The sequence below is a fragment of the Streptomyces sp. NBC_00209 genome, from assembly GCF_045206345.1.
Lineage (GTDB): Bacteria > Actinomycetota > Actinomycetes > Streptomycetales > Streptomycetaceae > Streptomyces.
Genome location: NZ_CP108121.1, coordinates 2,835,597 through 2,856,725, shown reverse-complemented (window position 1 = coordinate 2,856,725; position 21,129 = coordinate 2,835,597). Strand labels below are relative to the sequence as shown.

At 69.2% G+C, this 21,129-nt stretch carries 19 protein-coding genes; 12 read left to right on the top strand and 7 right to left on the bottom strand.

Annotated elements, in window-relative coordinates:
• Window position 1 precedes the first annotated feature (1 nt).
• From fahA to OG867_RS12695, 3 genes are all read right to left on the bottom strand, one after another.
• A complete protein-coding gene (gene fahA, locus OG867_RS12705) occupies window positions 2-1,234 on the bottom strand; it encodes a fumarylacetoacetase (RefSeq protein ID WP_406285118.1) in 1,233 nt (410 codons plus the stop codon).
• Window positions 1,235-1,394: 160 nt separating this feature from the next.
• The gene (locus OG867_RS12700) at window positions 1,395-3,389 is read right to left on the bottom strand and encodes a CocE/NonD family hydrolase (RefSeq protein WP_406285116.1); all 1,995 of its coding nucleotides are present in this window, start codon (window positions 3,387-3,389) and stop codon (window positions 1,395-1,397) included.
• A 9-nt stretch (window positions 3,390-3,398) separates the two neighbouring features.
• Window positions 3,399-4,898: a peptide MFS transporter gene (locus OG867_RS12695; RefSeq protein ID WP_328901699.1), complete on the bottom strand. Its 1,500-nt coding sequence runs from the start codon at window positions 4,896-4,898 to the stop codon at window positions 3,399-3,401.
• A gap of 156 nt (window positions 4,899-5,054) precedes the next feature.
• Between OG867_RS12695 and OG867_RS12690 the strand changes: the two genes are divergently transcribed.
• The 4 genes from OG867_RS12690 to OG867_RS12675 all read left to right on the top strand — a co-directional run bounded on the left by OG867_RS12690 (window position 5,055) and on the right by OG867_RS12675 (window position 9,470).
• On the top strand, window positions 5,055-6,065 hold the full coding sequence (locus tag OG867_RS12690; RefSeq protein WP_406285113.1) for a polyprenyl synthetase family protein: 1,011 nt from the start codon (window positions 5,055-5,057) through the stop codon (window positions 6,063-6,065).
• A gap of 237 nt (window positions 6,066-6,302) precedes the next feature.
• A complete protein-coding gene (locus OG867_RS12685; protein WP_406285111.1) occupies window positions 6,303-7,541 on the top strand; it encodes a LolA family protein in 1,239 nt (412 codons plus the stop codon).
• Between the two features lie 74 nt (window positions 7,542-7,615).
• A complete protein-coding gene (locus OG867_RS12680) occupies window positions 7,616-8,596 on the top strand; it encodes an ATP-binding cassette domain-containing protein (protein ID WP_406285109.1) in 981 nt (326 codons plus the stop codon).
• Window positions 8,583-9,470, top strand: coding sequence for an ABC transporter permease (locus OG867_RS12675; protein ID WP_406285106.1), 888 nt, complete (start codon window positions 8,583-8,585; stop codon window positions 9,468-9,470). The genes OG867_RS12680 and OG867_RS12675 overlap by 14 nt, the downstream gene beginning before the upstream one ends.
• 37 nt (window positions 9,471-9,507) lie before the next feature.
• Here OG867_RS12675 and OG867_RS12670 read toward each other — a convergent pair whose 3' ends face one another.
• From OG867_RS12670 to OG867_RS12655, 4 genes are read right to left on the bottom strand one after another with little or no spacing between them, the layout of a single operon-like run.
• Window positions 9,508-10,113 (bottom strand): response regulator, encoded by a 606-nt coding sequence (locus OG867_RS12670; protein WP_406285103.1) that lies wholly within the window; start codon window positions 10,111-10,113, stop codon window positions 9,508-9,510.
• A gap of 4 nt (window positions 10,114-10,117) precedes the next feature.
• Window positions 10,118-11,275 (bottom strand): sensor histidine kinase, encoded by a 1,158-nt coding sequence (locus OG867_RS12665; RefSeq protein WP_406285100.1) that lies wholly within the window; start codon window positions 11,273-11,275, stop codon window positions 10,118-10,120.
• Complete coding sequence (locus tag OG867_RS12660; RefSeq protein ID WP_406285098.1) at window positions 11,272-12,033, bottom strand: ABC transporter permease; 762 nt, start codon at window positions 12,031-12,033, stop codon at window positions 11,272-11,274. Before OG867_RS12660 ends, OG867_RS12665 begins: the two co-directional genes overlap by 4 nt.
• The gene (locus OG867_RS12655; protein WP_406290922.1) at window positions 12,030-12,983 is read right to left on the bottom strand and encodes an ABC transporter ATP-binding protein; all 954 of its coding nucleotides are present in this window, start codon (window positions 12,981-12,983) and stop codon (window positions 12,030-12,032) included. Before OG867_RS12655 ends, OG867_RS12660 begins: the two co-directional genes overlap by 4 nt.
• A gap of 340 nt (window positions 12,984-13,323) precedes the next feature.
• Here OG867_RS12655 and OG867_RS12650 point away from each other — a divergent pair, with 340 nt between their 5' ends.
• The 8 genes from OG867_RS12650 (at window position 13,324) to OG867_RS12615 (ending at window position 21,105) form a co-directional block, all read left to right on the top strand.
• Window positions 13,324-13,488: a hypothetical protein gene (locus OG867_RS12650; protein ID WP_406285096.1), complete on the top strand. Its 165-nt coding sequence runs from the start codon at window positions 13,324-13,326 to the stop codon at window positions 13,486-13,488.
• Between the two features lie 48 nt (window positions 13,489-13,536).
• On the top strand, window positions 13,537-13,713 hold the full coding sequence (locus OG867_RS12645) for a hypothetical protein (RefSeq protein WP_406285094.1): 177 nt from the start codon (window positions 13,537-13,539) through the stop codon (window positions 13,711-13,713).
• A 48-nt stretch (window positions 13,714-13,761) separates the two neighbouring features.
• The gene (locus OG867_RS12640) at window positions 13,762-13,944 is read left to right on the top strand and encodes a hypothetical protein (protein WP_406285092.1); all 183 of its coding nucleotides are present in this window, start codon (window positions 13,762-13,764) and stop codon (window positions 13,942-13,944) included.
• Between the two features lie 102 nt (window positions 13,945-14,046).
• Window positions 14,047-15,927, top strand: a complete 1,881-nt coding sequence (locus OG867_RS12635; RefSeq protein WP_406285089.1) for an alpha/beta fold hydrolase — start codon at window positions 14,047-14,049, stop codon at window positions 15,925-15,927.
• A complete protein-coding gene (locus OG867_RS12630) occupies window positions 15,924-16,490 on the top strand; it encodes a hypothetical protein (protein WP_406285087.1) in 567 nt (188 codons plus the stop codon). The genes OG867_RS12635 and OG867_RS12630 overlap by 4 nt, the downstream gene beginning before the upstream one ends.
• A 156-nt stretch (window positions 16,491-16,646) precedes the next feature.
• Window positions 16,647-18,329, top strand: a complete 1,683-nt coding sequence (locus tag OG867_RS12625; protein ID WP_406285084.1) for an ABC transporter ATP-binding protein — start codon at window positions 16,647-16,649, stop codon at window positions 18,327-18,329.
• Window positions 18,326-19,810 carry a phytoene desaturase family protein gene (locus OG867_RS12620; RefSeq protein WP_406285082.1) on the top strand — a complete coding sequence of 495 codons (1,485 nt, stop codon included), beginning with the start codon at window positions 18,326-18,328 and terminating at the stop codon, window positions 19,808-19,810. The genes OG867_RS12625 and OG867_RS12620 overlap by 4 nt, the downstream gene beginning before the upstream one ends.
• Window positions 19,810-21,105, top strand: coding sequence for an NAD(P)/FAD-dependent oxidoreductase (locus tag OG867_RS12615; RefSeq protein ID WP_406285080.1), 1,296 nt, complete (start codon window positions 19,810-19,812; stop codon window positions 21,103-21,105). Before OG867_RS12620 ends, OG867_RS12615 begins: the two co-directional genes overlap by 1 nt.
• Window positions 21,106-21,129: the final 24 nt, after the last annotated feature.

The window sequence follows — 21,129 nt, the reverse complement described above, 5'->3', positions numbered from 1 at the left end:
CTCACCCCGCAGGCACGACCCGCCCCGCGACCTCGCCCAGCCCCACCCGGGTGCCGTCCGGCCCCGGGGCCCAGGCGGTGATGGTCACCGTGTCGCCGTCCTCCAGGAACGTCCGCTTGCCCTCGGGCAGTTCCAGCGGGTCGCGGCCGTTCCAGGTCAGCTCCAGGAGGCAGCCGCGCTGGGACGGCTCGGCGCCGCTGACCGTGCCGGAGCCGAAGAGGTCGCCGGTGCGCAGGGAGGCGCCGTTGACCGTCATCTGGGCGAGCTGCTGGGCGGCCGTCCAGTACATCGTGGAGAACGGCGGCTCCGCGACGACGTGTCCGTTGACCGCGACGGAGATCCGCAGGTCGTAGCCGCCGGGCTCGTCCTCGTCCGCGTCCTCCAGATAGGGGAGCAGCGGGAGGTCGCGGGCGGGCGGGGCGGTGCGGGCGGCGTCCAGCGCCTCCAGCGGGGTGACCCAGGCGGAGACGGAGGTCGCGAAGGACTTGCCGAGGAACGGGCCGAGCGGGACGTACTCCCACGCCTGGATGTCGCGCGCCGACCAGTCGTTGAGCAGCGAGAGCCCGAAGACGTGCTCGCGGAAGTCCGTGAGGGCGACGGGCTTCCCCTGCTCGGACGGGGTGCCGACGACGAAGCCGACCTCCGCCTCGATGTCGAGCTTCACGGAGGGGCCGAAGACGGGCGCCGGGTCGGCCGGTGCCTTGCGCTGGCCCGCCGGGCGGACCACATCGGTGCCGGAGACCACGACGGTCCCGGCGCGGCCGTGGTAACCGATCGGCAGGTGCTTCCAGTTGGGGGTGAGCGGTGCGTCGGCGTCGGGCCGGAAGATCTGGCCCACGTTGGTGGCGTGGTGCTCGCTCGCGTAGAAGTCCACGTAGTCCGCGACCTGGTACGGCAGGTGCAGGGTCACCGCGTCCAGCGGGTGCAGCAGCGGCTCCATGTCCGCGCGGTGCGCGGGGACCGTGACCCACGCGGTCAGCGCCCGGCGCACATCGCGCCAGGCGGTGCGACCGGCCGAGAGCAGGGCCATCAGGTCGGGCTGGGCCAGGAGTTGGGCGTACGGCGAACCGAGGGCGAGGGCGGCGGCCCCGGCGTCCAGGACGTGGTCGCCGATGCGGACGCCGACGCGCCGCTCGCCCGGGCGGTCGGGGGTGGAGAACACGCCGTACGGCAGGTTGTGCGGGCCGAAGGGGTCCCCTTCGGCCACATCGAGCGGACTGCTCTGCTCGGGCATCGTTCGCTGCCTCGCTTTCCGGGTCGCTTGGGGACAACGTTACGACCTCACCCGCGATTGTCAGCGGCGTCGCGGGTGAGGTCGTAACGTCGGGACGTCTGCCGGACGGCAGTGCCCCAACCCTCCCCAATGCCCCGGAAAGTACGCCTCACATGCGACGTCACCCGGACGTGCGCGGGATGCTCTTCTCCCAGGTCCGGTGGAAGACGACCTCGCCGCCCTCGGTGCAGACGACCTCGCTGACGGTGTGGAAGTCGTCCGCGTCGGCGGTGATCTCGGAGCGGGTGTCGATCTGCACGTCCCAGGCCATCTCCGGCCGGTGCAGCCGGATCGTCCAGTCGGACCGGGTTCGCGCGGAGAGCGGGTCGCCCTCGTGGATGGTGTACGTCTCCACCGCGTCCTCGGTGAATTCGAGCCCGTCCGGGTAGACCCGCGTGCCGCCGTAGCGCGGGTCCACCTCCATCCGCCACTCGCCCTTGGCCACATCGCGGACGACGAGTCGTTCGGGGCGCGGCTCGTCCAGCGTCTCCGGGTAGACGACGCCCAGCGGTTCGGACTGCTCGGGCTCCTCGAAGCGGATGGCGGGGTCCTCGGTGTGCCGCCGCACCGGGAGCTCGACCAGGCTGCCGTCCGCCTCCAGGGTGAAGCCGGCCGAGCCCGCCTGCGGCCAGATCCAGGGCCAGTACGAGGACGAGACGGCGAGCCGGATGCGGTGGCCGGGCGGGAAGGTGTGCCCGATGCCGTTCAGCTCGAAGGTGACGTCCTCGGTGGCGCCGGGCGTCCAGTCCTCGGTGCGGTCGCGACCCTTCCGGGCGGCGAGGTTGAGCGCGCCGCGCGTGACGAGGGTGGAGGAGCCGTCGGGGGCGACGTCGCAGAGCCGGACGATGGCCTGGCCGCGCGGCACGTCCATTTTGATGCGCAGGCTCACCCGGGGTCTGCCCAGGATCTCGATCGGCGCGTCGGCGACCGGGAATTCGAAGCACAGCGACTTGGCGTCCTCGTCGCGCTGGTCCGGCGGCAGGTCGGCGTCGTTGCCGAAGGGGAAGAACCGCCCGGCGTCCAGCCCGGTCTGCTGCGGCGAGTGGACGATCTGCGGCCCGCCCTGGAGGGCGTACGCCACCGGGGTGACGTTCTCCGAAGGCCAGCTGGTCTCCCCGACCCAGCGGCCGGGCAGCGTCTCGTACACCGTGGCGGGCGGGTGCGACTCGCTGATCCAGGACCGCAGCAGCGGCTCCTCCATCACCCCGGTGTCCTCGTCCTTCAGGTGCTGGTCCCACCAGCGCAGGGTCTCCTGGAGGAAGCCGATGCCCGGTCCGGGCGGCAGCCCCCGGTCGGGGTACTGGTGCGACCAGGGGCCGATGATCCCGCGCACCTTTCCCGGGTCCAGGTGCTCGACCAGCCGGAGGACGGTGTCCCGGTACGGGTCGTGCCAGCCGCCGACCGCGAGGACGTTCGCCTCGATCGCGGAGTAGTCCTCGCAGACGCTGCCGTGCTTCCAGTAGGCGTCCCGGGTCTGGTGGGAGAGCCAGGTGTGGATGAAGGGGTCCACCGCTTCGAGCCGGTCCAGCCACATCTGCCGCCAGTCGTCGCCGACGTCCGCCGGGTCGGGCGGCCGGCAGACGAAGGCCAGCATGGTCGCCGCCCAGGCGTGCATGTCCACGGCGAGGACCGAGCCGCCCATGTAGTGGACGTCGTTGTCGTAGCGGTCGTCCGCCGAGCACACCGTGACGATCGCCTTCAGGGGCTCCGGGGCCAGCGCGGCGATCTGGAGCGAGTTGAAGCCGCCCCAGGAGATCCCGAACATGCCGACCCGGCCCGAGCACCACTCCTGGCGGGCCAGCCAGTGGACGACCGCGACCCCGTCGGCCAGCTCCGTCGCGTCGTACTCGTCGCCCGGCATGCCCTCGCTGTTGCCGTGCCCGCGTACGTCCACCCGGACGGAGGCGTAGCCGTGTCCGGCGTACCAGGGGTGGCGCTGCCAGTCGCGCGGCGCGGTCCAGTCGCTCAGCCGGTACGGCAGGTACTCCAGCAGCGCGGGCACGGGTTCGTCCGTGACCGGCCGCCAGATCCGGGCGTACAGCTGGGTGCCGTCCGGGAGCGGGATATAGAGGTCCTCGTGGGTCGTCTCGTACGGGAACGCGGTCTCGATGTGCATGGGCGTACCTCAGTGGACGGGGTGCATCGTGCGCCTGAGCCAGGGTGCGGCGGCGATGACGGCCACACCGGCCACCACCGCGACGGCGCCGTTGACACCGAAGTAGGCGGGGTTGGACACCTCGCCGTACAGCTTCACGATCTGGGCCTGGATGCCGTTGGCGAGGGCCAGTGAGAGGAACCAGAGGGCCATGGTCTGGCTGGCGAACGCCTTCGGGGCGAGCTTGGTCGTCGCCGACATGCCGGAGGTCTCCAGCAGGATGTCGCCGAGCCCGAGCAGCAGATAGGAGCCGACGATCCACCAGGCGGCCATCTTGTAGGTGTCGCCGGTGTGCCCGGAGGTGGGCAGGACCATCAGCAGGAACGAGAGACCGCCGAGGATCACCCCGATCGCGATCTTGTTGGACGCGTGCGGCTGGCGCGGCCCCATCCTCGCCCAGACGGTCGCGACCACCGGGGCGAGCAGCACCTCGAAGGCGCCGAGCGCGGAGGCGTACCAGCTCGCCGGGAAGTGGAAGCCGAAGATCTCCGTACGGGCGTTCGTCGACGCGAGCAGCATCATCGTCGAGTACGCCTGGAAGAGGATGAAGTTGAACACCACGGACGCCAGGAACAGCACCACGTACGGGCGCAGCCTGCCGCGCTCGTCCGCGGTGACCCGGGGGCTGCGGAACATCACCACGAAGTAGACGACGGGCGCGATCACCGAGATCAGGGTGAGCAGGTCCACGAACCGGTCCATGGTCAGCCAGCCCGCCAGGGCCAGCGCGGTCGCGGCGGCCGCCACCACCACCGCCCCGACGACGATGAGCAGGACCGCGCGGCGCATCGGCCCGGGGGCCAGCGCGAATTCGGCGGTGTGCTTTCGGCCGGCCAGGTGACGGCGGCCCATGACGTACTGGATGAGGCCCAGCGTCATACCGAAGGCGGCGGCCGAGAAGCCCCAGTGCCAGCTGGCGTGGTCACCGAGCCAGCCGGTGATCAGCGGACCGAGGAACGCGCCGATGTTGATGCCCATGTAGTAGAGGGCGAAGCCCGCGTCCCGGCGCTCGTCGTCCGTGCGGTAGAGCTTGCCGACCATCGTCGCCACATTGGGCTTCAGCAGCCCCGTACCGGCGCTGATCAGACCGAGACCGACCCAGGTCATCGCGTTGGTGGGCACCGCCATGGCGTAGTGCCCGCAGGCGATCAGGATGCCGCCGTACAGCACCGCCCGGTACGAGCCCAGGATGCGGTCGGCCAGCCAGCCGCCCGCCACCGAGACCAGATAGACGAGCGTGCCGTACGCGGCGGAGACGGAGGCGGCGGTCCCGGCCTCCATGCCCATGCCGCCGTTGGCGACCGTGTCCGCGAAGTAGAGGACCAGGATCGCCTGCATGCCGAGGAACGAGAACCGCTCCCAGACCTCCAGGCCGGACAGGGTCATCAGACCCCGTGGCTGGCCGAAGAAGGCGTGGTCGTCGGCCGGGGGCGGCTGCGCCGGTTCGGTGTCTGCTGCTGTGTGAGACAAAGCGGCAACTCCTGATCGTATGAGCTGATCCCGAACATACCGGCGGTGGCGGGAAGGCGCCCACGGTGATCCAAAGGGGACCGGATACGCTGACTTGAGTGGTGACAACGACACATCGACATTCCGTGTGATCGTCAGCAGACAGGAGATCCCCTCGTGACCGTCGTCGGGCCGTTCGGACTGAGCGTGCGGGACCAGGCTCTTGAGGCCGGTGTCCAGGCCGGTTTGGCTGCTGTCGAGTCGGGCCTGCTCGATGCCACCAAGAGCGACGTGCCCTTCATCACGGATGCCGCCCAGCACCTGGTGCGTGCGGGCGGCAAGCGGTTCCGGCCGCTGCTTGCGATGCTGGCCGCCCAGTTCGGCGACGCCGACGCGCCGGGCGTGGTGCCCGCGGCCGTCGTGGTCGAGCTGACCCACCTCGCGACGCTGTACCACGACGACGTCATGGACGAGGCCGAGGTGCGGCGCGGTGTCGACAGCGCCAATTCCCGCTGGGGCAACTCGGTCGCCGTACTGACCGGCGACTTTCTCTTCGCGCGTGCCTCGCACATCCTGGCCGACCTCGGCCCGGAGGCCGTCCGCATCCAGGCGGAGGCGTTCGAGCGCCTGGTCACCGGCCAGATCCTGGAGACCGCGGGCCCGCGCGACGGCCGCGACCCGGTCGACCACTACCTCGAAGTGATGCGCGGCAAGACCGGCTCCCTGGTCGCCGTCGCCTGCCGCTTCGGCGCGCTGATGTCCGGCGCCGACGAGTCCGCGGTGGACATCCTCACCCAGTACGGTGAACGGCTCGGCGTGGCCTTCCAGCTCGCCGACGACGTCCTGGACATCGCGTCGGACTCCCACGATTCCGGCAAGACCCCCGGCACGGACCTCCTGGAGGGCATCGCGACCCTCCCCGTCCTCCACCTCAGGGCGCAGGCCGCGGCGGACGGCAAGCCGGACGACCTGGCGCTCGTGGAGCTGCTCGACGGCGACCTCGGCGACCCGGACCGGCTCGCGGAGGTGCTGCGTCTGCTGCGCGCCCACCCGGCGCTGGCCCGGGCCCGGCAGGACTCCGTGCGATACGCCCAGGAGGCGCGGGCCGCGCTGAAGCCGCTCCCGGAGTGCTACGCGAAGCTCGCCCTGGAAGAGTTGTGCGACGCGGTGGTCCACCGCGCCGGCTGACGGACCGCGGGGCCCGCAGCTGCCTGTCGGGGCCCAACCCCTACTGGACGGCGGAGAAATGGCCCTCCACCGTCATACCGAAGGGGTACGCGAGGTTGCTCCCGGGGGTTGACGCTTCGGGCCGCCCGATTTGGTCAGATGGAGAACAACCACTCCTGACCAAACGGGTGAGAATGGCGGCACGGAGTGGACGAGTGCATCCCGACGGAAGCCGCCGACCACGGAGGTAGGGCACACATGGCACCGAACGACAGCGCGGAGACCAACGGCACGGCCGCCCGGAGGCCCGCCGGCCGCCGCAAGGCCGCGCGATACATCGTCCCCGTAGCGGTGGCGGGGGTGGCGGCCGCGACGATCGGCCTGGTCCCGGCGCTCGCCAGCTCGGGCGACCCCGATCTGCCGAAGATCACCGCCCAGGAACTCATCGAGAAGATCGCCGCGTCGGACACCGAGCGGTTCTCCGGCACGGTGAAGATCAGCACCGACCTGGGCATCCCGTCCATGGGCGGCCTGGCCGGCTCCTTCCTGTCCGGCGCGGCCGAGGGCGGCGACGGCGGCAAGGGCGGATCGAGCGCCGACCCGCAGACCAAGCTCACCGAGCTGGCCTCCGGTACGCACACCCTCCGGGTGGCCGCCGACGGCCCCGACAAGCAGCGCCTGTCCGTCCTCGACCAGGCGTCCGAGTACAGCCTCATCCACAACGGCGACGAGGTCTGGGCGTACGACAGCGGCTCCAACGCGGTCTACCACGCGGACGGCAAGGGCGAGGGCGAGGCGCCGCACCGCAAGATGCAGGACGTCCCCGAGGGCGTCCCGACCACGCCGAAGGCGCTCGCCGAGGAGGCCCTCAAGGCCGCCGACGGCACCACGTCCGTCTCGGTGGACGGCACCGCGCGGGTCGCCGGGCGCGACGCGTACCGCCTGGTCCTGAAGCCCGAGCAGAAGGGCTCCACGGTCGGCTCCATCACCGTCGCCGTGGACGCGGAGAACGGCGTGCCGCTGAAGTTCACGCTTCAGCCCAGCAGCGGCGGCAAGGCGGTCGTGGACGCCGGTTTCACCTCCGTCGACTTCGGGAAGCCCGCCGCGTCCTCGTTCGCCTTCACCCCGCCCAAGGGCGCGAAGGTCACCGAGGCCGACGACGCGAAGGCCGAGGGCCACGAGAAGTCGCGGGGCGACCTGGAGAAGTTCAAGGCCGCGGAGGGCGAGGGCGCCCCGAAGATCATCGGCAAGGGCTGGAACAGCATCGCCGAGTTCAGGACGCCCGGCGGCGCGGCGCTGCCGTCCAAGGCGTCGAAGGACGTCCCGGCCGAGGCCCAGCAGTTCCTGGACGCGCTCGGCGACAAGGTCAGCGGAAAGTTCGGCTCGGGCACGGTCTTCAAGACCCGCCTGATCAACGCGCTGATGACGGACGACGGCCGCGTCTACGTGGGCGCGGTCACCAAGGACGCGCTGGTCGCCGCCGCGAACGCGGGCTGACGCTCCTGCGCCCGCCCCGCCGTGCGTGCCGCGCGGCGGGGCGGGCGCGACCGTACGACCAGTGGGGAGCACGCATGGCAGGGCCCGACGCCGAGCCCATCGGGCAGCCCGACGCGCCCGGCACCGCGCCCGTCATCGAGACGCGCGGCCTGACCAAGCGCTACCGGGGCGGCCAGCTCGCCGTGGACGGCCTGGACCTCACCGTGCCCGGCGGCAGCGTCTTCGGCTTCCTCGGGCCCAACGGCTCCGGCAAGACCACCACGATCCGGATGCTCATGGGCCTCATCGCCCCCACCTCCGGCACCGCGAGCGTCCTCGGCCGCCCCATGCCGGACGCCTCGCGCACCGTCCTCCCCGAGGTCGGCGCGCTGATCGAGGGACCCGCGCTGTACGGGTTCCTGAGCGGCCGGGACAATCTTCTCCGGTTCGACCGGGCCGACCCCACCGCCGACCCGCGCACCCGCGCCGCCCGGGTCGGGGAAGCCCTGGACCGGGTCGGGCTCGCCCCGGCGGCCGGCAAGAAGGCGCGGGCGTACTCGCTGGGCATGAAGCAGCGCCTCGGCCTCGCCGCCGCCCTGCTCCGGCCGCGCCGGCTGCTCGTCCTGGACGAGCCGACCAACGGCCTGGACCCGCAGGGCATGCGCGAGATCCGCGCCCTGGTCCGGGAGCTGGCGGCGGACGGCACCACGGTCTTCCTGTCCTCCCATCTGCTGGACGAGATCGAGCAGGTCTGCACGCACGCGGCGGTGATGGCCCGGGGCCGCCTCCTCACCCAGGGCCCGGTCGCGGGCCTGGCCACGGGCGGACGCCTGGCGGTCACCACGCCGGACGCGGCGGACGCGGCGCGGGTGCTGAAGGAGCACGGCGTCACGGGGATCACGGTGGACGACGACCGGGTTCGCGCGGACGCCCCGCCGGGCACGGTGGAGCCGGCCGATCTCAACGCGGCGCTGGTGCGGGCGGGCGTCCGGGTGCGCGCGTTCGGCGTGGAACGGGCTTCGCTGGAGGACGCGTTCGTGGCCCTGACGGGAGAGGGATTCGATGTCGCGAGTTGAAACCGCTCAGGAGACCGGGTCCGCTGGGCGCAATCCCCTCTGGACCCTGGGCATCCTCCGCTCCGAGTGCGCCACCACCCTGCGCCGCTGGCGCACCCTCGCGCTGCTCGGTGTGCTGGCCGCCGTTCCCGTCCTGATCGGGATCGCCGTGCGCATCGAGACGGCGGACGGCTCATCGGCGGGGGCCGGGGGAGGGGGCGGCGGACCGGCCTTCCTGTCCCAGGTGACCAACAACGGGCTCTTCCTGGTCTTCGCCGCGCTCGCCGCGACGCTCCCCGTTTTCCTGCCCATGGCCGTCGGCGTCATCGCGGGCGACGCGATCGCGGGCGAGGCCAACGCGGGGACCCTGCGCTACCTGCTCGTCGCCCCGGCCGGCCGGACACGCCTGCTGCTCGCGAAGTACGCCGCGACGCTCGGCTTCTGCCTGGTCGCGACGCTCGTGGTGGCCGCGTCGGCGCTGGCGGTGGGCGCGCTGCTGTTCCCGGTGGGCGACGTCACGACGATCTCGGGGACGACGATCGGCTTCGGCGAGGGGCTGGTACGCGCGGGGGTCGTCGCGGTCTTCGTGGCGGCGTCCCTGACCGGCTTCGCGGCGCTCGGGCTGTTCGTCTCGACGCTCACGAACAGTGGCATCGCGGCCATGGCGGCGACGGTCGGGGTGCTGATCACCGTCCAGATCGTGGACACCATCCCCCAGCTGAGCGGGGTGCACCCCTACCTCTTCCCGCACTACTGGCTGTCCTTCGCGGACCTGCTGCGCGAGCCCGTCTACTGGGACGAGCTGCTGAAGAACCTGGAGCTTCAGGGGCTGTACGCGGCGGTGTTCGGCTCTGCGGCCTGGGCCCGGTTCACGACGAAGGACATCACGGCCTGATCCGGCGGACCGACGGCGACGACCGGCCGGGCGGGGGTCAGATCCAGCCGCGCGCCCGCGCCTCACGCACGGCCTCGTGCCGGTTGCTGACACCGAGCTTGGTGGTGGCCCGCGACAGGTAGTTGCGGACGGTGCCGGGTGTGAGCAACGCGCGTTCGGCGATCTCGGAGATGGGGGCCCCGTCGGCGGCGAGATTCACCAGGTCCGTCTCGCGTGCGGAGAGCGGGGAGTCACCGACGCTGATGGCGGCGGCGGCGAGCGCGGGCTCGATGTACCGGCTTCCCGCGTGCAGGGCGCGGATGATGGCGGCCAGATTGCTGGCGGTCAGCGTTTTGGAGGAGAACCCTGCGGCGCCAACGGCGAGCGCACGTTTGAGGTGGCCGGGCAGCCCGTGGCTGGTCACGATGAGGCAGCGGCATTCGGGAACCTGTGCGGTCAGGGATTCGGTGACGGAGATGCCGTCCGCGCCGGGCATCAGCAGGTCGATGACCGCGACGTCGGGGCGGTGTTCGATGGCCATGGCCACGGCCTCGTGGCCATGTGATGCCTGGGCGACGACGTCGATGTCCTGCTCGTAGGAGAGCAGCGCGGCCAGTGCCCCGCGGATCAGGTGTTCGTCGTCTGCGAGCAGGGCCCGGATCATTGAGTCAGTCCTTGTCGTAGGGGAAGACGACGGTGAGGTGATAGACGCCCTCGGGGCCGAGGCCATGAGTGACGGTGCCACCGACGGCGCCGACGCGGTGGGCGAGGCCCTTCAGACCCGTGCCGTTCGGGTTTGCGGCCTCCAGCGGGCAGTCATTGGTGATCTCGACCGTCAGGCAGTTCTCGTCCGGTGTGATGTGGATGGTGCACACGCGTGCTTGGGAGTGCCGGATGACGTTGGTGACGCCTTCGCGGATGACCCAGCCCAGGGCCGCCCGTTCGGCAGGTGGGAGGGCGCTGTGTGCGGCGACGTGATGAATTCGGCAGTTGATGCCGGCGGACTCCAGGACGGAGGACGCTCCGTGGAGCTCAGTGGCCAGATCTGTGCTGTGTGTACCCCGGACCACCTGGCGGACCTCGTCCTGGGACTCGCGCGCTATGCGCTGGATCTCCAGCAACTCCTCCCGTGACTCGGGACTGTCTTTGGCCAGGCGTGCGCCGAGCTCGCTCTTGAGGGCGATGGTCACCAGGTTGCGTCCGATGACGTCGTGCAGGTCCCGGGCGATCCTGAGCCGCTCCTCGGCGACCGCGAGGTCGGCCTCGATCTGCCGCGCCGTGTCGAGTCGTCGCATGACCGACAGGGACCAGAGGGTGGAGTGCACTCCGAGTGCCGCCGATCCCCACACCGCCACGATGCCGGCCAGACAGATCCGCCAGTTGCTGGGGGCGATGGCCACACATGCGATGCACGCCAGGACCCCGCACGCCGTGGATGCCGGCCAGCGCTCGGCCGCCCATACGCAGGCGAGTGGGATCACCATGACGACGCCGGTCAATGCCGCGCCTTCGGGTTCGATCCACCTTGCGTCGTCCGCGCCGTAGGCCACAGCCATGAGCTGTCCCGCGCACATGATGGTGACCGAAGCGGTGACGGCGATAGGCGGTCTGCGCAGCGACGCGAGTGCGGCGGTCGCCACTACCGCCTGTGCCAGGTAGAGGCCGGCCGCTGCCCAGAAGAGCGGGCTCGTGGCGTGCGGGAAGTGGACGTTGGTGGCGATGGGGCGGCCGAGTACGAACATCAGCAGCCAGGGGATACAGCTGAGGATCACCCGGGAGACGCGGGTGAACTGCTGGATGGTGGTGAGGGAGCGGTAGCGCGTCATCTACGCGGCTCCCATCGGAACCACCGACGGGCCGCCCACCCGGCGAGAGCGATCCAGGCGAGAAGGGTGGCCGTACGCAGGGCGGCCTCGCCGACCGACATGGTGCCGGTCCAGCCGGAACGGACCAGATCGGTGACCGGCGTGAGCGGGAGGAAACGGAGCACCTCCTGCACGCTGTGCGGGAGGACCTCCAGCGGGACGTAGGTGCCGGAGGTCAGCGGCAGCACCAGAAGGCCGGGGAGGATGGCGACTTGGGCACTCTCCGCCGTACGCGCCATCACGGTGGTGAGAGCGGCCAGCACGGCGACTAGCACGGCGCCGAGCGTGATCCCGATGACGGCGAGAACCGGGGCCGCGGGTGCGCCGGCCTCGGAGACGACGGTGATGCCGGTGGCGATGACTACGAACTGGACCGGGACGGCGCACACCACCGGCGCTGCGGAGCCCAGCAGGATGACGATGTCCTCGATCTCACCGCTGCGCTGCCGTTTGAGGATGAGCTGTTCGCGCCGCATGACGTAGACGTTGGTCAAGGGCGCGTACAGCCCCATGAGCAGGATGATCCCGGCCGACGAGGAGATCATGACCGGCGCCAGGGTGAGTCCCGCGCCCGCGAGGTCGACCTGGCCCAGGACGATCTTCATGGTGAAGACCAGCATGAGGGGGACGAGCAGCGCACTGACGAGGTTCGTTCTGCTGCGCAGGAAGAGGGTCAGCTCTGCACGGCCGAGCGCGGCCAGATGCGTGGTGTGGCTCACGGGATCAGGTCCTTGTCGGTGTCGGTCCGGGCGATGTGCAGAAACGCCTCTTCCAGCGAGGCGGACCGGGCGTGCAGGCCCGTGAGGGTGATCCCTCCCTCTCTCGCCCACAACAGAGCCTGCGTCGCGGTGAACTGCAGGTCATCGGTGGTCAGATGGACGGTTCCGTTCCTTTCCTCGACGCTGGTGGCACCGAACGCCGGCAGGTCCGTGAGGGTGACGCGGGGCGGGAGGGCGAAGTAGAGGGACGACGGATGGGCGGAGACGATGTCGGCCGTTGTCCCCGAAGCCGCGATCCTGCCGTGGTGCATGATCGCCAGGTGGTCGGCGAGCCGCTCGGCTTCTTCCAGGTAGTGCGTCGTGAGCACGATGGTGGTGTTCTGGCTCTGCAACTCGCGTATGAGCTCCCAGGTTTCCCGTCGGCCCTCCGGGTCCATGCCGCTCGTCGGCTCATCGAGGAAGAGTACTTCCGGTGAGCCCAGGACGGCGAGGGCGAGGTCCAGCCGGCGCTTCTCGCCGCCGGACAGGTTCTTGACGAGGGTGCCGGCGCGGGCGGCCAGGCCGGTCAGGGCGATGGCCTCGCCGACAGGGCGCGCACGGGTCGTGCACCGCGCCCACATGCGCACCGTCTCGGAAACCGTGAGATCGGAGGCGAAGCCGCCTTCCTGGAGCATGACTCCGACGCGGGGGCGGACCCGGGCGCGGTCACGGACCGGGTCGCAGGAGCCGAACAGCCGAATGGTGCCCTCGGTTGGCTTGGAATGTCCCTCAAGGAGTTCGATGGTGGAGGTCTTCCCTGCCCCATTTGTCCCCAGAAGCGCGAAGAGTTCTCCTCGGCCCACAGCGAAAGTGACGCCGCGTACGGCCGCGTAACCCTTCTTTTCGGCTACTCCATAGTGTCGCCACACGTCTGTGACTTCGATCACATTCTCGGGCGTAATCGGTTCCATGTGAATGATCTTCCCAGTGGAGGGGGCGGGAATGCGATGAGTCGTGTCATGTCTTTCGATGACGGATGTCATAACGTCGGCCGGGGAGGGTTTCACATCAGGAATGATCCCTTCCGAATTTGAAAGAGTGGACGAATGATCGACGGTCATTCTAATGTCCGGTGTCGAAGGGCGGTCACTCCTCCGCAGGGTCTCAATTCTGGTGCGGCACGTGCACGGAACAGGCCGGAATAATGTCCCATATCGATGGCCTGGTGTGATTCTCTCGCTTCGGACGTAGTCGGTCAGAAAATAGCGAGGCATGGGGATTGTCCGTCCTCAAAACGAAACGAGGAGTGGTATGAACACTGTGGAATTGTTCGCCAATTCGACGCTCGTGCGTCCCATCGGTGAGCAGCCCGGTCAGTGCATGACCGACGGGGCGCCCGTCATGACGGTGGTCGCTCTCGGAAGTGCGGCCGTCGTCGCGGCCGGCGTCTACGTAGCGGGCAAGGCCGTCGGCTAGGTCCGTCCGCCGAGTCCACGATGCGGGTCATCCAAGGAGGGAACAGCTATGAACACTGTGGAGATGTTCGCCAATTCGACGCTCGTGCGTCCCATCGGTGAGCAGCCGGACCAGGTGACGAGTGACGGCGCACCCGTCATGACCGTCGGGCTGCTCGCCGCTGCGGCGGTGACGGGCGGAGCTGCTGTGGTCGGCGCCTACGCCTTGGGCAAGGCCGTCGGCTAGGTCCGTCCGCCGAGTCCACGATGCGGGTCATCCAAGGAGGGAACAGCTATGAACACTGTGGAGATGTTCGCCAATTCGACGCTCGTGCGTCCCATCGGTGAGCAGCCGGACCAGGTCATGAGTGACGGCGCACCCGTCATGACCATCGTCGCCGCCGCCGCCGCATTCGCGGGAGGCGTCGCGGTCAGCGGTGCCCTGGTCGCCGCGTACGACGCGGGCGCCGGCGACTAGTCGTCGCTCCTGGCGCAGGATTCAGGGGGCAGTGCACTGCCCCCTGAATCCTGCGTGCAGTAAATCGGAGCTCATTCTCGCGGAAGGACGAATGGACGTTTCATGAGCTTGTCCAGAAGAATTGCCGGGACTGCGTTCAAGCCATGGCCGGTATCGCGCAAGAGGGCCATGGCGGTAGGTGAACGTCTTGCGGCCGTGACCACATTGACCTCGTCGTTGGAGTACCTCACCCAGCGGCACCACATACGCCGCGGGGGGCTGAACGACTGGGAGGTCGTCAAGGACATCCAGCGGAGATCGACACCGCTCACCCGCAGGCTCCTCGACCTCGTCAGTGGTGAGCACACCACGACCGCCGTGCACGCGGCACGTGTGGCCGTGAGCGCCGGCATGCTGCTGCCCGGCGCGAGCCGGTGGCGCGGGGCCGGCAGCCTCTTCCTCGGGGCCAGTAGCGCGCTGCTCTATCCGCGCCACCGCTACGGGACCGATGGTTCGGATCAGGTGTCCGTCCTGGTCCACGCCGCCGTCGGCGTCGCCCGTCTGTCGGACGACCCCCGGTCACAGGACGCCGCGCTGTGGTACATCGCCCTTCAGTCCAACCTGTCGTACCTGGTGTCGGGGTGGGTCAAGCTGATGGGCCCGTCCTGGCGTGACGCGTCCGCCCTGGGCGGCGTCATGCGCACCAGGACCTACGGCCATGAGGGCGCCTTCGAACTCACCCAGAAGTACCCCCGAACGGCTCGGTACGTGGCCCACGGCGTCCTCGCACTCGAATGTCTCTTCCCCTTGGCCTACGTGGGCGGCGGCCGGCTCGTACGCCCCGTTGTCGCCTGCGCCGCGGCGTTTCACGTCACCAACGGCTTCGCCATGGGGCTGGGGCGATTCATCACGGCGTTCGTCGCCATGCATCCGGCTGTCGCCTACACCGCGGCGCCCAGAAGCCATCCGTCCGTGGCCGGACGCGACGATCGCGCTCTGGCCGTGGGAGGAGCAGTGCTGGCGCTGGCCGCATCGGCCGCGGGCGTGCTCACCGTGCAGCGCCGGCTGAGGTCCAGGGAGGGGTGGACCACATCCCGCACCCTGACGACCGGGCAGCAAAACGTCCTGCAGTACGAGGTGATGTCCGAAGGCGAGCGTGCCAAGCCCGTCGTGGTCTTCTGCAACGGGCTCGGAACTCCTTCGGAGCACTTCTCGTGGATGAGCGAGGCAATCGCTCGCCGGTCCGGCTACGGCGTCATCACCTTCGCCCGCGCCGGATACGCCGGCAGCAGCCGGCGCTGCACCGGCCCCTACGCGCTGTCCGAGTCCGTCGATGACCTGGTGGATTTGGTCCGAGGTGCGGTTCCGGCAGACCGAAAGGTGGTGTTGGCAGGGCATTCGCTGGGCGGTGAGCTGTGCCGGCGTGCGGCAGTGCGGCTGGGCGACCGCCTGCACAGCGTCGTGTACCTGGATTCCGCGCACCCGGCGGAGCTCAACCGCTCGAGACAACAGGGAGAGTCGGCGCAGAGACTTCGAGAGACGCTGACGATGATGGTCTGGTCGCTGCGTCTGGGCATGGGGGCGTGGATGTGCCGCCCCGACTGGCTGGAGTCCCTCGCCGAGGCGTATCGGCCCCGGGCCTTCGCCCAGTACTGCGATCTGCGGACCTGGGTGACGGCCAGGCGGGAATGGGCGGCGGTGGAAGCGGATTTCGGAACCTTCGGCGATGACCTGACCTCCATCGACGCACCCGCTCTGGTGATATCCGCGCAGCAGACGATCGATCGCGACCCCGAACAGCTCCTTCTCCACAACGAACTCGCACACGCGCATCGTGGGGGCGACCACCGTGTGGAGTCGATGGTGGTGGAAGGGGCGAGCCACGAAGCGCTGCTGGTGGATGCGCAGTACGCGTTGCAGGTGGCAGACCACATCATCGGCTTTCTCGATGCCACGATGGTCGGCGTCGCCGCATTCGACCCGGCGGAAGGGCAGAAGCGATGAGGGCGGTCACGCTCGCCAGGAGCCTGTTCACCGGGCCGGGCGGCACGATTCGCGTCGTCGGAGCTGTGATGCTGGCGTGCACGATTTCGAGTCAGCATCCCAACCCGGCTTTCAACAGGCTGCAACGCAAGGACACCTTTTCGCTCCTGCCGAACTGGAGGTTCTTTGCCCCGACGCCCGCGATGCACGACCATCACCTTCTGTATCGGACACTCGACCGAAGTGGGGAAACCTCCCCGTGGCGTGACATCGATGTTATAGCGGGACGAAAGCTGAGCCAGGTGGTCTGGTTTGCCGCCCGGCGTCAGGAAAAGGCCGTCTTCGATGTGTGCGGCGAGATTCTGAGATCCCTGGACAAGGGATTCGGTTTCGTTGCGCAAATTCCATCCTATCGGATACTCGTGGGCCACATCCGGAATCGTCTGATGGTCGACGGAGCGGGTGACGTCCAGGGGTTCCAGGTCACTCTGGTCCGGGCTGCCGGTTATGACCGGTCGGAGGAGCCGGCGGTGCTCTTCGTCTCTCCGTACGTGCCGATGGAACAAGAAAGCATGTCCGACTGAAAGAAAGAGAGGATGGGGAAGTGACGACGAGTCAAGTGATCTTCGCAATTTCCATCGTCATGATCCTGGTTATCCTGTTCTGGGTTCTCAAAAACCGTTAGGGGTAGATTCTCCGTGACCGTCCGGGAGATAGCTAAAAGGCACCTCAGGATTCTATTGACCGGAATCCTGATCGGTCTGCTGGGATCTGCTGCATCACTTGCACAACCCCTGCTCATCGGACGGCTCATCACTGCAGTCGCCTTACACGATTCACTGGTCCGGCCGATGGTTTTCATCGTCACCCTGTTCTGCGCCGACGCCGCGCTGTCCGGTACTCATGCCTATCTGTTGGGGCGAGCCGGAGAGAACATCGTCTACGACATGCGGCGCGGTCTCACCGCCCGCCTGCTGCGCTCCGACATGTCCGCGTTCAACCGGCTCGACCACGGTGATGTGTTCACCCGCGTCGTCACCGATACGTCCCTGGCTCGCGTCTCCCTGACCCAGTCACTCGCACAGATCGCCACCTCTTCGTTCATGGTCGTCGGCGGTCTGGTGCTCATGGGATGGATCGACTGGCACCTGCTGCTGGTGACCGTCTGCTGCCTGGGCATCGCCAGCGCGGGCTCGCTGCTCATGGCCCGTCAGGTCCGACGCGCCGCCGTGCGGAACCGCGAGGACACCGGAGCCTTCGGGTCGAGGATCCAGCGAGTCATGGGAGCGATGAGCACGGTCAAGGCATCACGCGCCGAGCAGCGGGAGACCGACGACATCAGCGGAGCGGCAGACACCGCCCGCAGCTCCGGAATCCGGGTGAGCGCACTGTCCGCCATGCTCACGCCCAGCATCAACGTCGGCACGCAGGTGTCCCTCACCGTCGTTGTGGGCTGGGGGATGTCGCGGGTGGCGACCGGCGCGATGTCCATGGCCGCCCTCACCGCCTTCGTGATGTACCTCTTCTACCTGGTGTCCCCTCTCGCACTGCTCTTCCTGGCCATAGGCCAGTTCCAGCAGGGGCGTGCGGCCATGGACAGGGTGGACGCGCTCGCCCGCATCGAACAGGAGGAACAGGTGGCGCCGCCGGCATCGCCGACGCTGCCCGGGCCCGCCGTCCGCTTCGAGAACGTCACGTTCGGCTATGGCGATGCCGCGGCAGACACAGTCATCGACGACGTGTCCCTCACCGTCGCGCAGCGCGGCGTGACGGCGATCGTCGGGCTGTCCGGGGCGGGCAAGACCACCCTCTTCCGGCTCATCGAACGCTTCCACCGCCCTCGGGCCGGCACGGTCCGCCTGGGCGGAGCCGACGTGGCATGCATGCCGCTGGACCAGATACGCACCACGATCGGCTACGTCGAGCAGGACAACGCGTTGATGAGGGGAACCGTACGCGCCAACCTCACCTACGCCCACCCCGGCGCCGACGACACCGAGATCGTCAAGGCGATCGAACTGGCCGCCCTCACCGACGTCATCGCCCGGCTGCCCCACGGCCTGGACACGGAACTCGGCGAACAGGGAGCTGGCCTGTCGGGAGGGCAGCGCCAGCGCCTGGCCATCGCCCGTACGCTGCTCCAGAGCCCCAGCGTCATCCTGCTCGACGAGGCCACAGCGCATCTCGACAGCGACGCGGAGACCAGACTCAGGGCAAGCATCGAAGGCATCGCCCGTGAACGTGCGGTCGTGGTCATCGCCCACCGCATCTCCACCGTCATGGCGGCGGATCAGATCATCGTCATGGAAAACGGCCGGGTCCGTGCCACCGGGGTCCATTCCGAACTCGTCGCCACCGACAGCCTCTACAGACGACTGGCCGCCCAGCAGCTTGATCCCGGTGCGCTGCAGGCCACCGGATGAGTCACGCGGACGCCGCGGTCGTCGGGACCGGCCCCAACGGTCTGGCCGCCGCGGTGACACTGGCCCGGGCCGGCATGACGGTCGACCTGTTCGAGGCAGCCGACGAGGCAGGCGGTGGACTCCGCACCCGGCCGCTGTTCGACAGCGGCGTCGACCACGACATCTGCTCCGCGGTCCATCCGCTGGCACCCGCCTCACGGTTCTTCCGGGAATTCGACCTGGCCGCACGGGGGGTCGAGCTCCTGCATCCCGAGTTCTCCTACGCACACCCACTCGCCGGGGGCCGCGCGGGAATCGTGCACCGGGACCTCGACGTCACCGCCGGACGTCTCGGCGAGGACGGAGCGCGATGGCACCGCCTCATGGCACCTCTGGTGAAGCACAGCCGCGGCGTCGTCGATCTGATGTTGTCCGGCCAGCGCTCCCGTCCCGCGGACGGGCGGGGCGCGCTGCTGCTGGCCGGCCGCGTACTGCGGCACGGCACCCGCTTCGCCGACGGTTCGGGCTTCACCGGTGAGGAGGCGCGTGCCCTGCTCACCGGAGTGGCCGCGCACGCCGTCGGGAAGCTGCCCAGCCCTACTTCCGCGGCAGTCTCGATGCTGCTGGGACATCTCGCGCACGGCAGCGGCTGGTGTGTGCCACGGGGTGGCAGCGCCCGCATCGCCGACGCGATGGCAGAGGACCTGCTCGCACACGGCTGCACCCTGTACACGGGCCACGAAGTGCGCCGCCTCGACGAGCTGAAGGGCTACCGGGTGGTGCTCCTCGACATCGGCGTCCGGGGACTGCTGCGGCTCGCCGCGGAGGCGCTGCCCCGCAGCTACTCCAGACAACTCGCCGCGTTCCGCTACGGGCCGGGAGCGGCCAAGGCGGACTTCCTCGTGTCCGACCCCATCCCCTGGACCAACCGGGAGGTGGGCAGGGCGGGAACCGTTCACCTCGGCGGCACGCAGGCGGAGATGTTCCGTCAGGAGACGCTGAACCATCAGGGAGTGCCCACCGACGAGCCCTTCGTCCTGGTCGTCGATCCCGCTGCCAGCGACCCCGGCCGTGCCCGCCCCGGTAAGCGGCCGGTGTGGGCGTACGCCCACGTGCCCCACGGGGACACCCGGGACCCCGTCGATCTCGTCCGGCGCCGGATCGAACAGTACGCGCCCGGCTTTTCCGACACCGTGCTCGCGTCCTGCGGCATCTCCGCGGCGGCGTTCGAGCAGTACAACCCGAATTATGTCGGCGGTGATATCGGCTCGGGCGCCATGAACCTCTACCAGGCGGTGGCACGCCCGGCCCCTCGGCTGGATCCCTACCGCACCCCCGTGCCCGGCGTGTACCTGTGCTCGGCCGCGACGCCCCCGGGGCCGGGCGTGCACGGCATGTGCGGCTACCTCGCCGCTCGCTCGGCGCTGCGCCGTGAATGCGGAATCCGTACGGCACCCGTTCTGTCCCCGATGAGAACCGCCCCATACGAGAGGAAGACCTGATGACCCACGCCGACTCCATGACCGACTACGACGCAGTTGTAGTCGGGGGCGGCCCCACGGGCGCCACGACGGCCGCCTTGCTGGCTCAGGCAGGCCACCGCGTGCTGGTGCTGGAGCGCGAGCGCTTTCCGCGGTTCCATATCGGAGAATCAATGATCACCGGCATGCTGAGTGTGATCGAGCAGCTGGGGCTGACCGAACGCCTCGACGCGATGGGTTTTGAGCGCAAATACGGCATCAGCCTCGTGTGGGGGCGTGAGAGGGGTCTCTGGAGCGTCAGCTTCCGCGAGGCCGGCTCGTACGAGTACTCGTACCACGTGCACCGCGACCGCTTCGACAAACTCCTGCTCGACAGGGCTGCCGAACTGGGCTGCGTGGTTGAACAGGAGGCCACCGTGCGGGAGCCGATCGTGGTGGACGGCCGAGTGACCGGTGTGCGCTACACGGTCGGCGGTGAAGTGCGCGACGTGTCCGCGCGCGTGGTCGTCGACGCATCAGGGCAGGCCAGGGCAGTCTCCCGCCGCTTCACCGAAGTGAACTGGAACGACAGACTTCGCAACCTCGCCATCGGGCGGTACTACACCGGATGCAACCGGATGGAAGGCGACGAACGCGGCAACATCCTGGTCGAGAAGGTGCGTGACGACAGTGGCTGGTTCTGGGGTATCCCACTCGACGACACACTTCTGAGCGTCGGCTACGTGGCCCCCACCGAGGACATCCGCCTGGAGGGCCTCGATCATGCCCGGCTCTTCGAGGAGAAGCTCGCCGAGACCACCTATATGCGCAAGCTGGTGGCACCGGGATCACCGAGCAGCGAGTTCCGGACCAGCAGGGACTGGTCCTACATGGCACGCGAGTTCCACGGGCCGGGGTGGGTGTCGGTGGGTGATGCCTCCTGCTTCATCGACCCCCTGCTCTCCAGCGGGGTCTGCATCGGCATGCTGTGTGCTGTCCCGCTGGCGCAGGCTATCGGCATCTTTCTGAACGACCCCCGTCAGGAGGAGCGGGTGTTCAGCCGATACTCGCAGGGGTCCCGGGACTTTGCGGAGAGCATTCTCGAGTACGTCCTGTTCTTCTACGACCAGCAGCGCGACCGCGAGGACTACTTCGAGCGGGCCGCCGCCATGGCGAACTCGGAGGTCTTCAGGTCCCCCCGGAAGGGGTTCGTCGCCCTCATCTCCGGTATAGCGGGCATGGGGCCGATTTTCACCATGGACGAGGCCGATTCCTCCGACGCCGGCGTACCGGATGCCCACCGGTCCCTCGCGGCCCGGGCCCCCGAGCCCCGGTGACTGCCGGCCGGGTCCCGGGATATC

Bases quoted from the DNA above. Each gene is read 5' to 3' on its own strand.
- fahA (WP_406285118.1), bottom strand. From the start codon at position 1,234: ATGCCCGAGCAGAGCAGTCCGCTCGATGTGGCCGAAGGGGACCCCTTC.
- OG867_RS12700 (WP_406285116.1), bottom strand. From the start codon at position 3,389: ATGCACATCGAGACCGCGTTCCCGTACGAGACGACCCACGAGGACCTC.
- OG867_RS12685 (WP_406285111.1), top strand. From the start codon at position 6,303: ATGGCACCGAACGACAGCGCGGAGACCAACGGCACGGCCGCCCGGAGG.
- OG867_RS12680 (WP_406285109.1), top strand. From the start codon at position 7,616: ATGGCAGGGCCCGACGCCGAGCCCATCGGGCAGCCCGACGCGCCCGGC.
- OG867_RS12675 (WP_406285106.1), top strand. From the start codon at position 8,583: ATGTCGCGAGTTGAAACCGCTCAGGAGACCGGGTCCGCTGGGCGCAAT.
- OG867_RS12670 (WP_406285103.1), bottom strand. From the start codon at position 10,113: ATGATCCGGGCCCTGCTCGCAGACGACGAACACCTGATCCGCGGGGCA.
- OG867_RS12665 (WP_406285100.1), bottom strand. From the start codon at position 11,275: ATGACGCGCTACCGCTCCCTCACCACCATCCAGCAGTTCACCCGCGTC.
- OG867_RS12655 (WP_406290922.1), bottom strand. From the start codon at position 12,983: ATGGAACCGATTACGCCCGAGAATGTGATCGAAGTCACAGACGTGTGG.
- OG867_RS12650 (WP_406285096.1), top strand. From the start codon at position 13,324: ATGAACACTGTGGAATTGTTCGCCAATTCGACGCTCGTGCGTCCCATC.
- OG867_RS12645 (WP_406285094.1), top strand. From the start codon at position 13,537: ATGAACACTGTGGAGATGTTCGCCAATTCGACGCTCGTGCGTCCCATC.
- OG867_RS12640 (WP_406285092.1), top strand. From the start codon at position 13,762: ATGAACACTGTGGAGATGTTCGCCAATTCGACGCTCGTGCGTCCCATC.
- OG867_RS12635 (WP_406285089.1), top strand. From the start codon at position 14,047: ATGAGCTTGTCCAGAAGAATTGCCGGGACTGCGTTCAAGCCATGGCCG.
- OG867_RS12630 (WP_406285087.1), top strand. From the start codon at position 15,924: ATGAGGGCGGTCACGCTCGCCAGGAGCCTGTTCACCGGGCCGGGCGGC.
- OG867_RS12620 (WP_406285082.1), top strand. From the start codon at position 18,326: ATGAGTCACGCGGACGCCGCGGTCGTCGGGACCGGCCCCAACGGTCTG.
- OG867_RS12615 (WP_406285080.1), top strand. From the start codon at position 19,810: ATGACCCACGCCGACTCCATGACCGACTACGACGCAGTTGTAGTCGGG.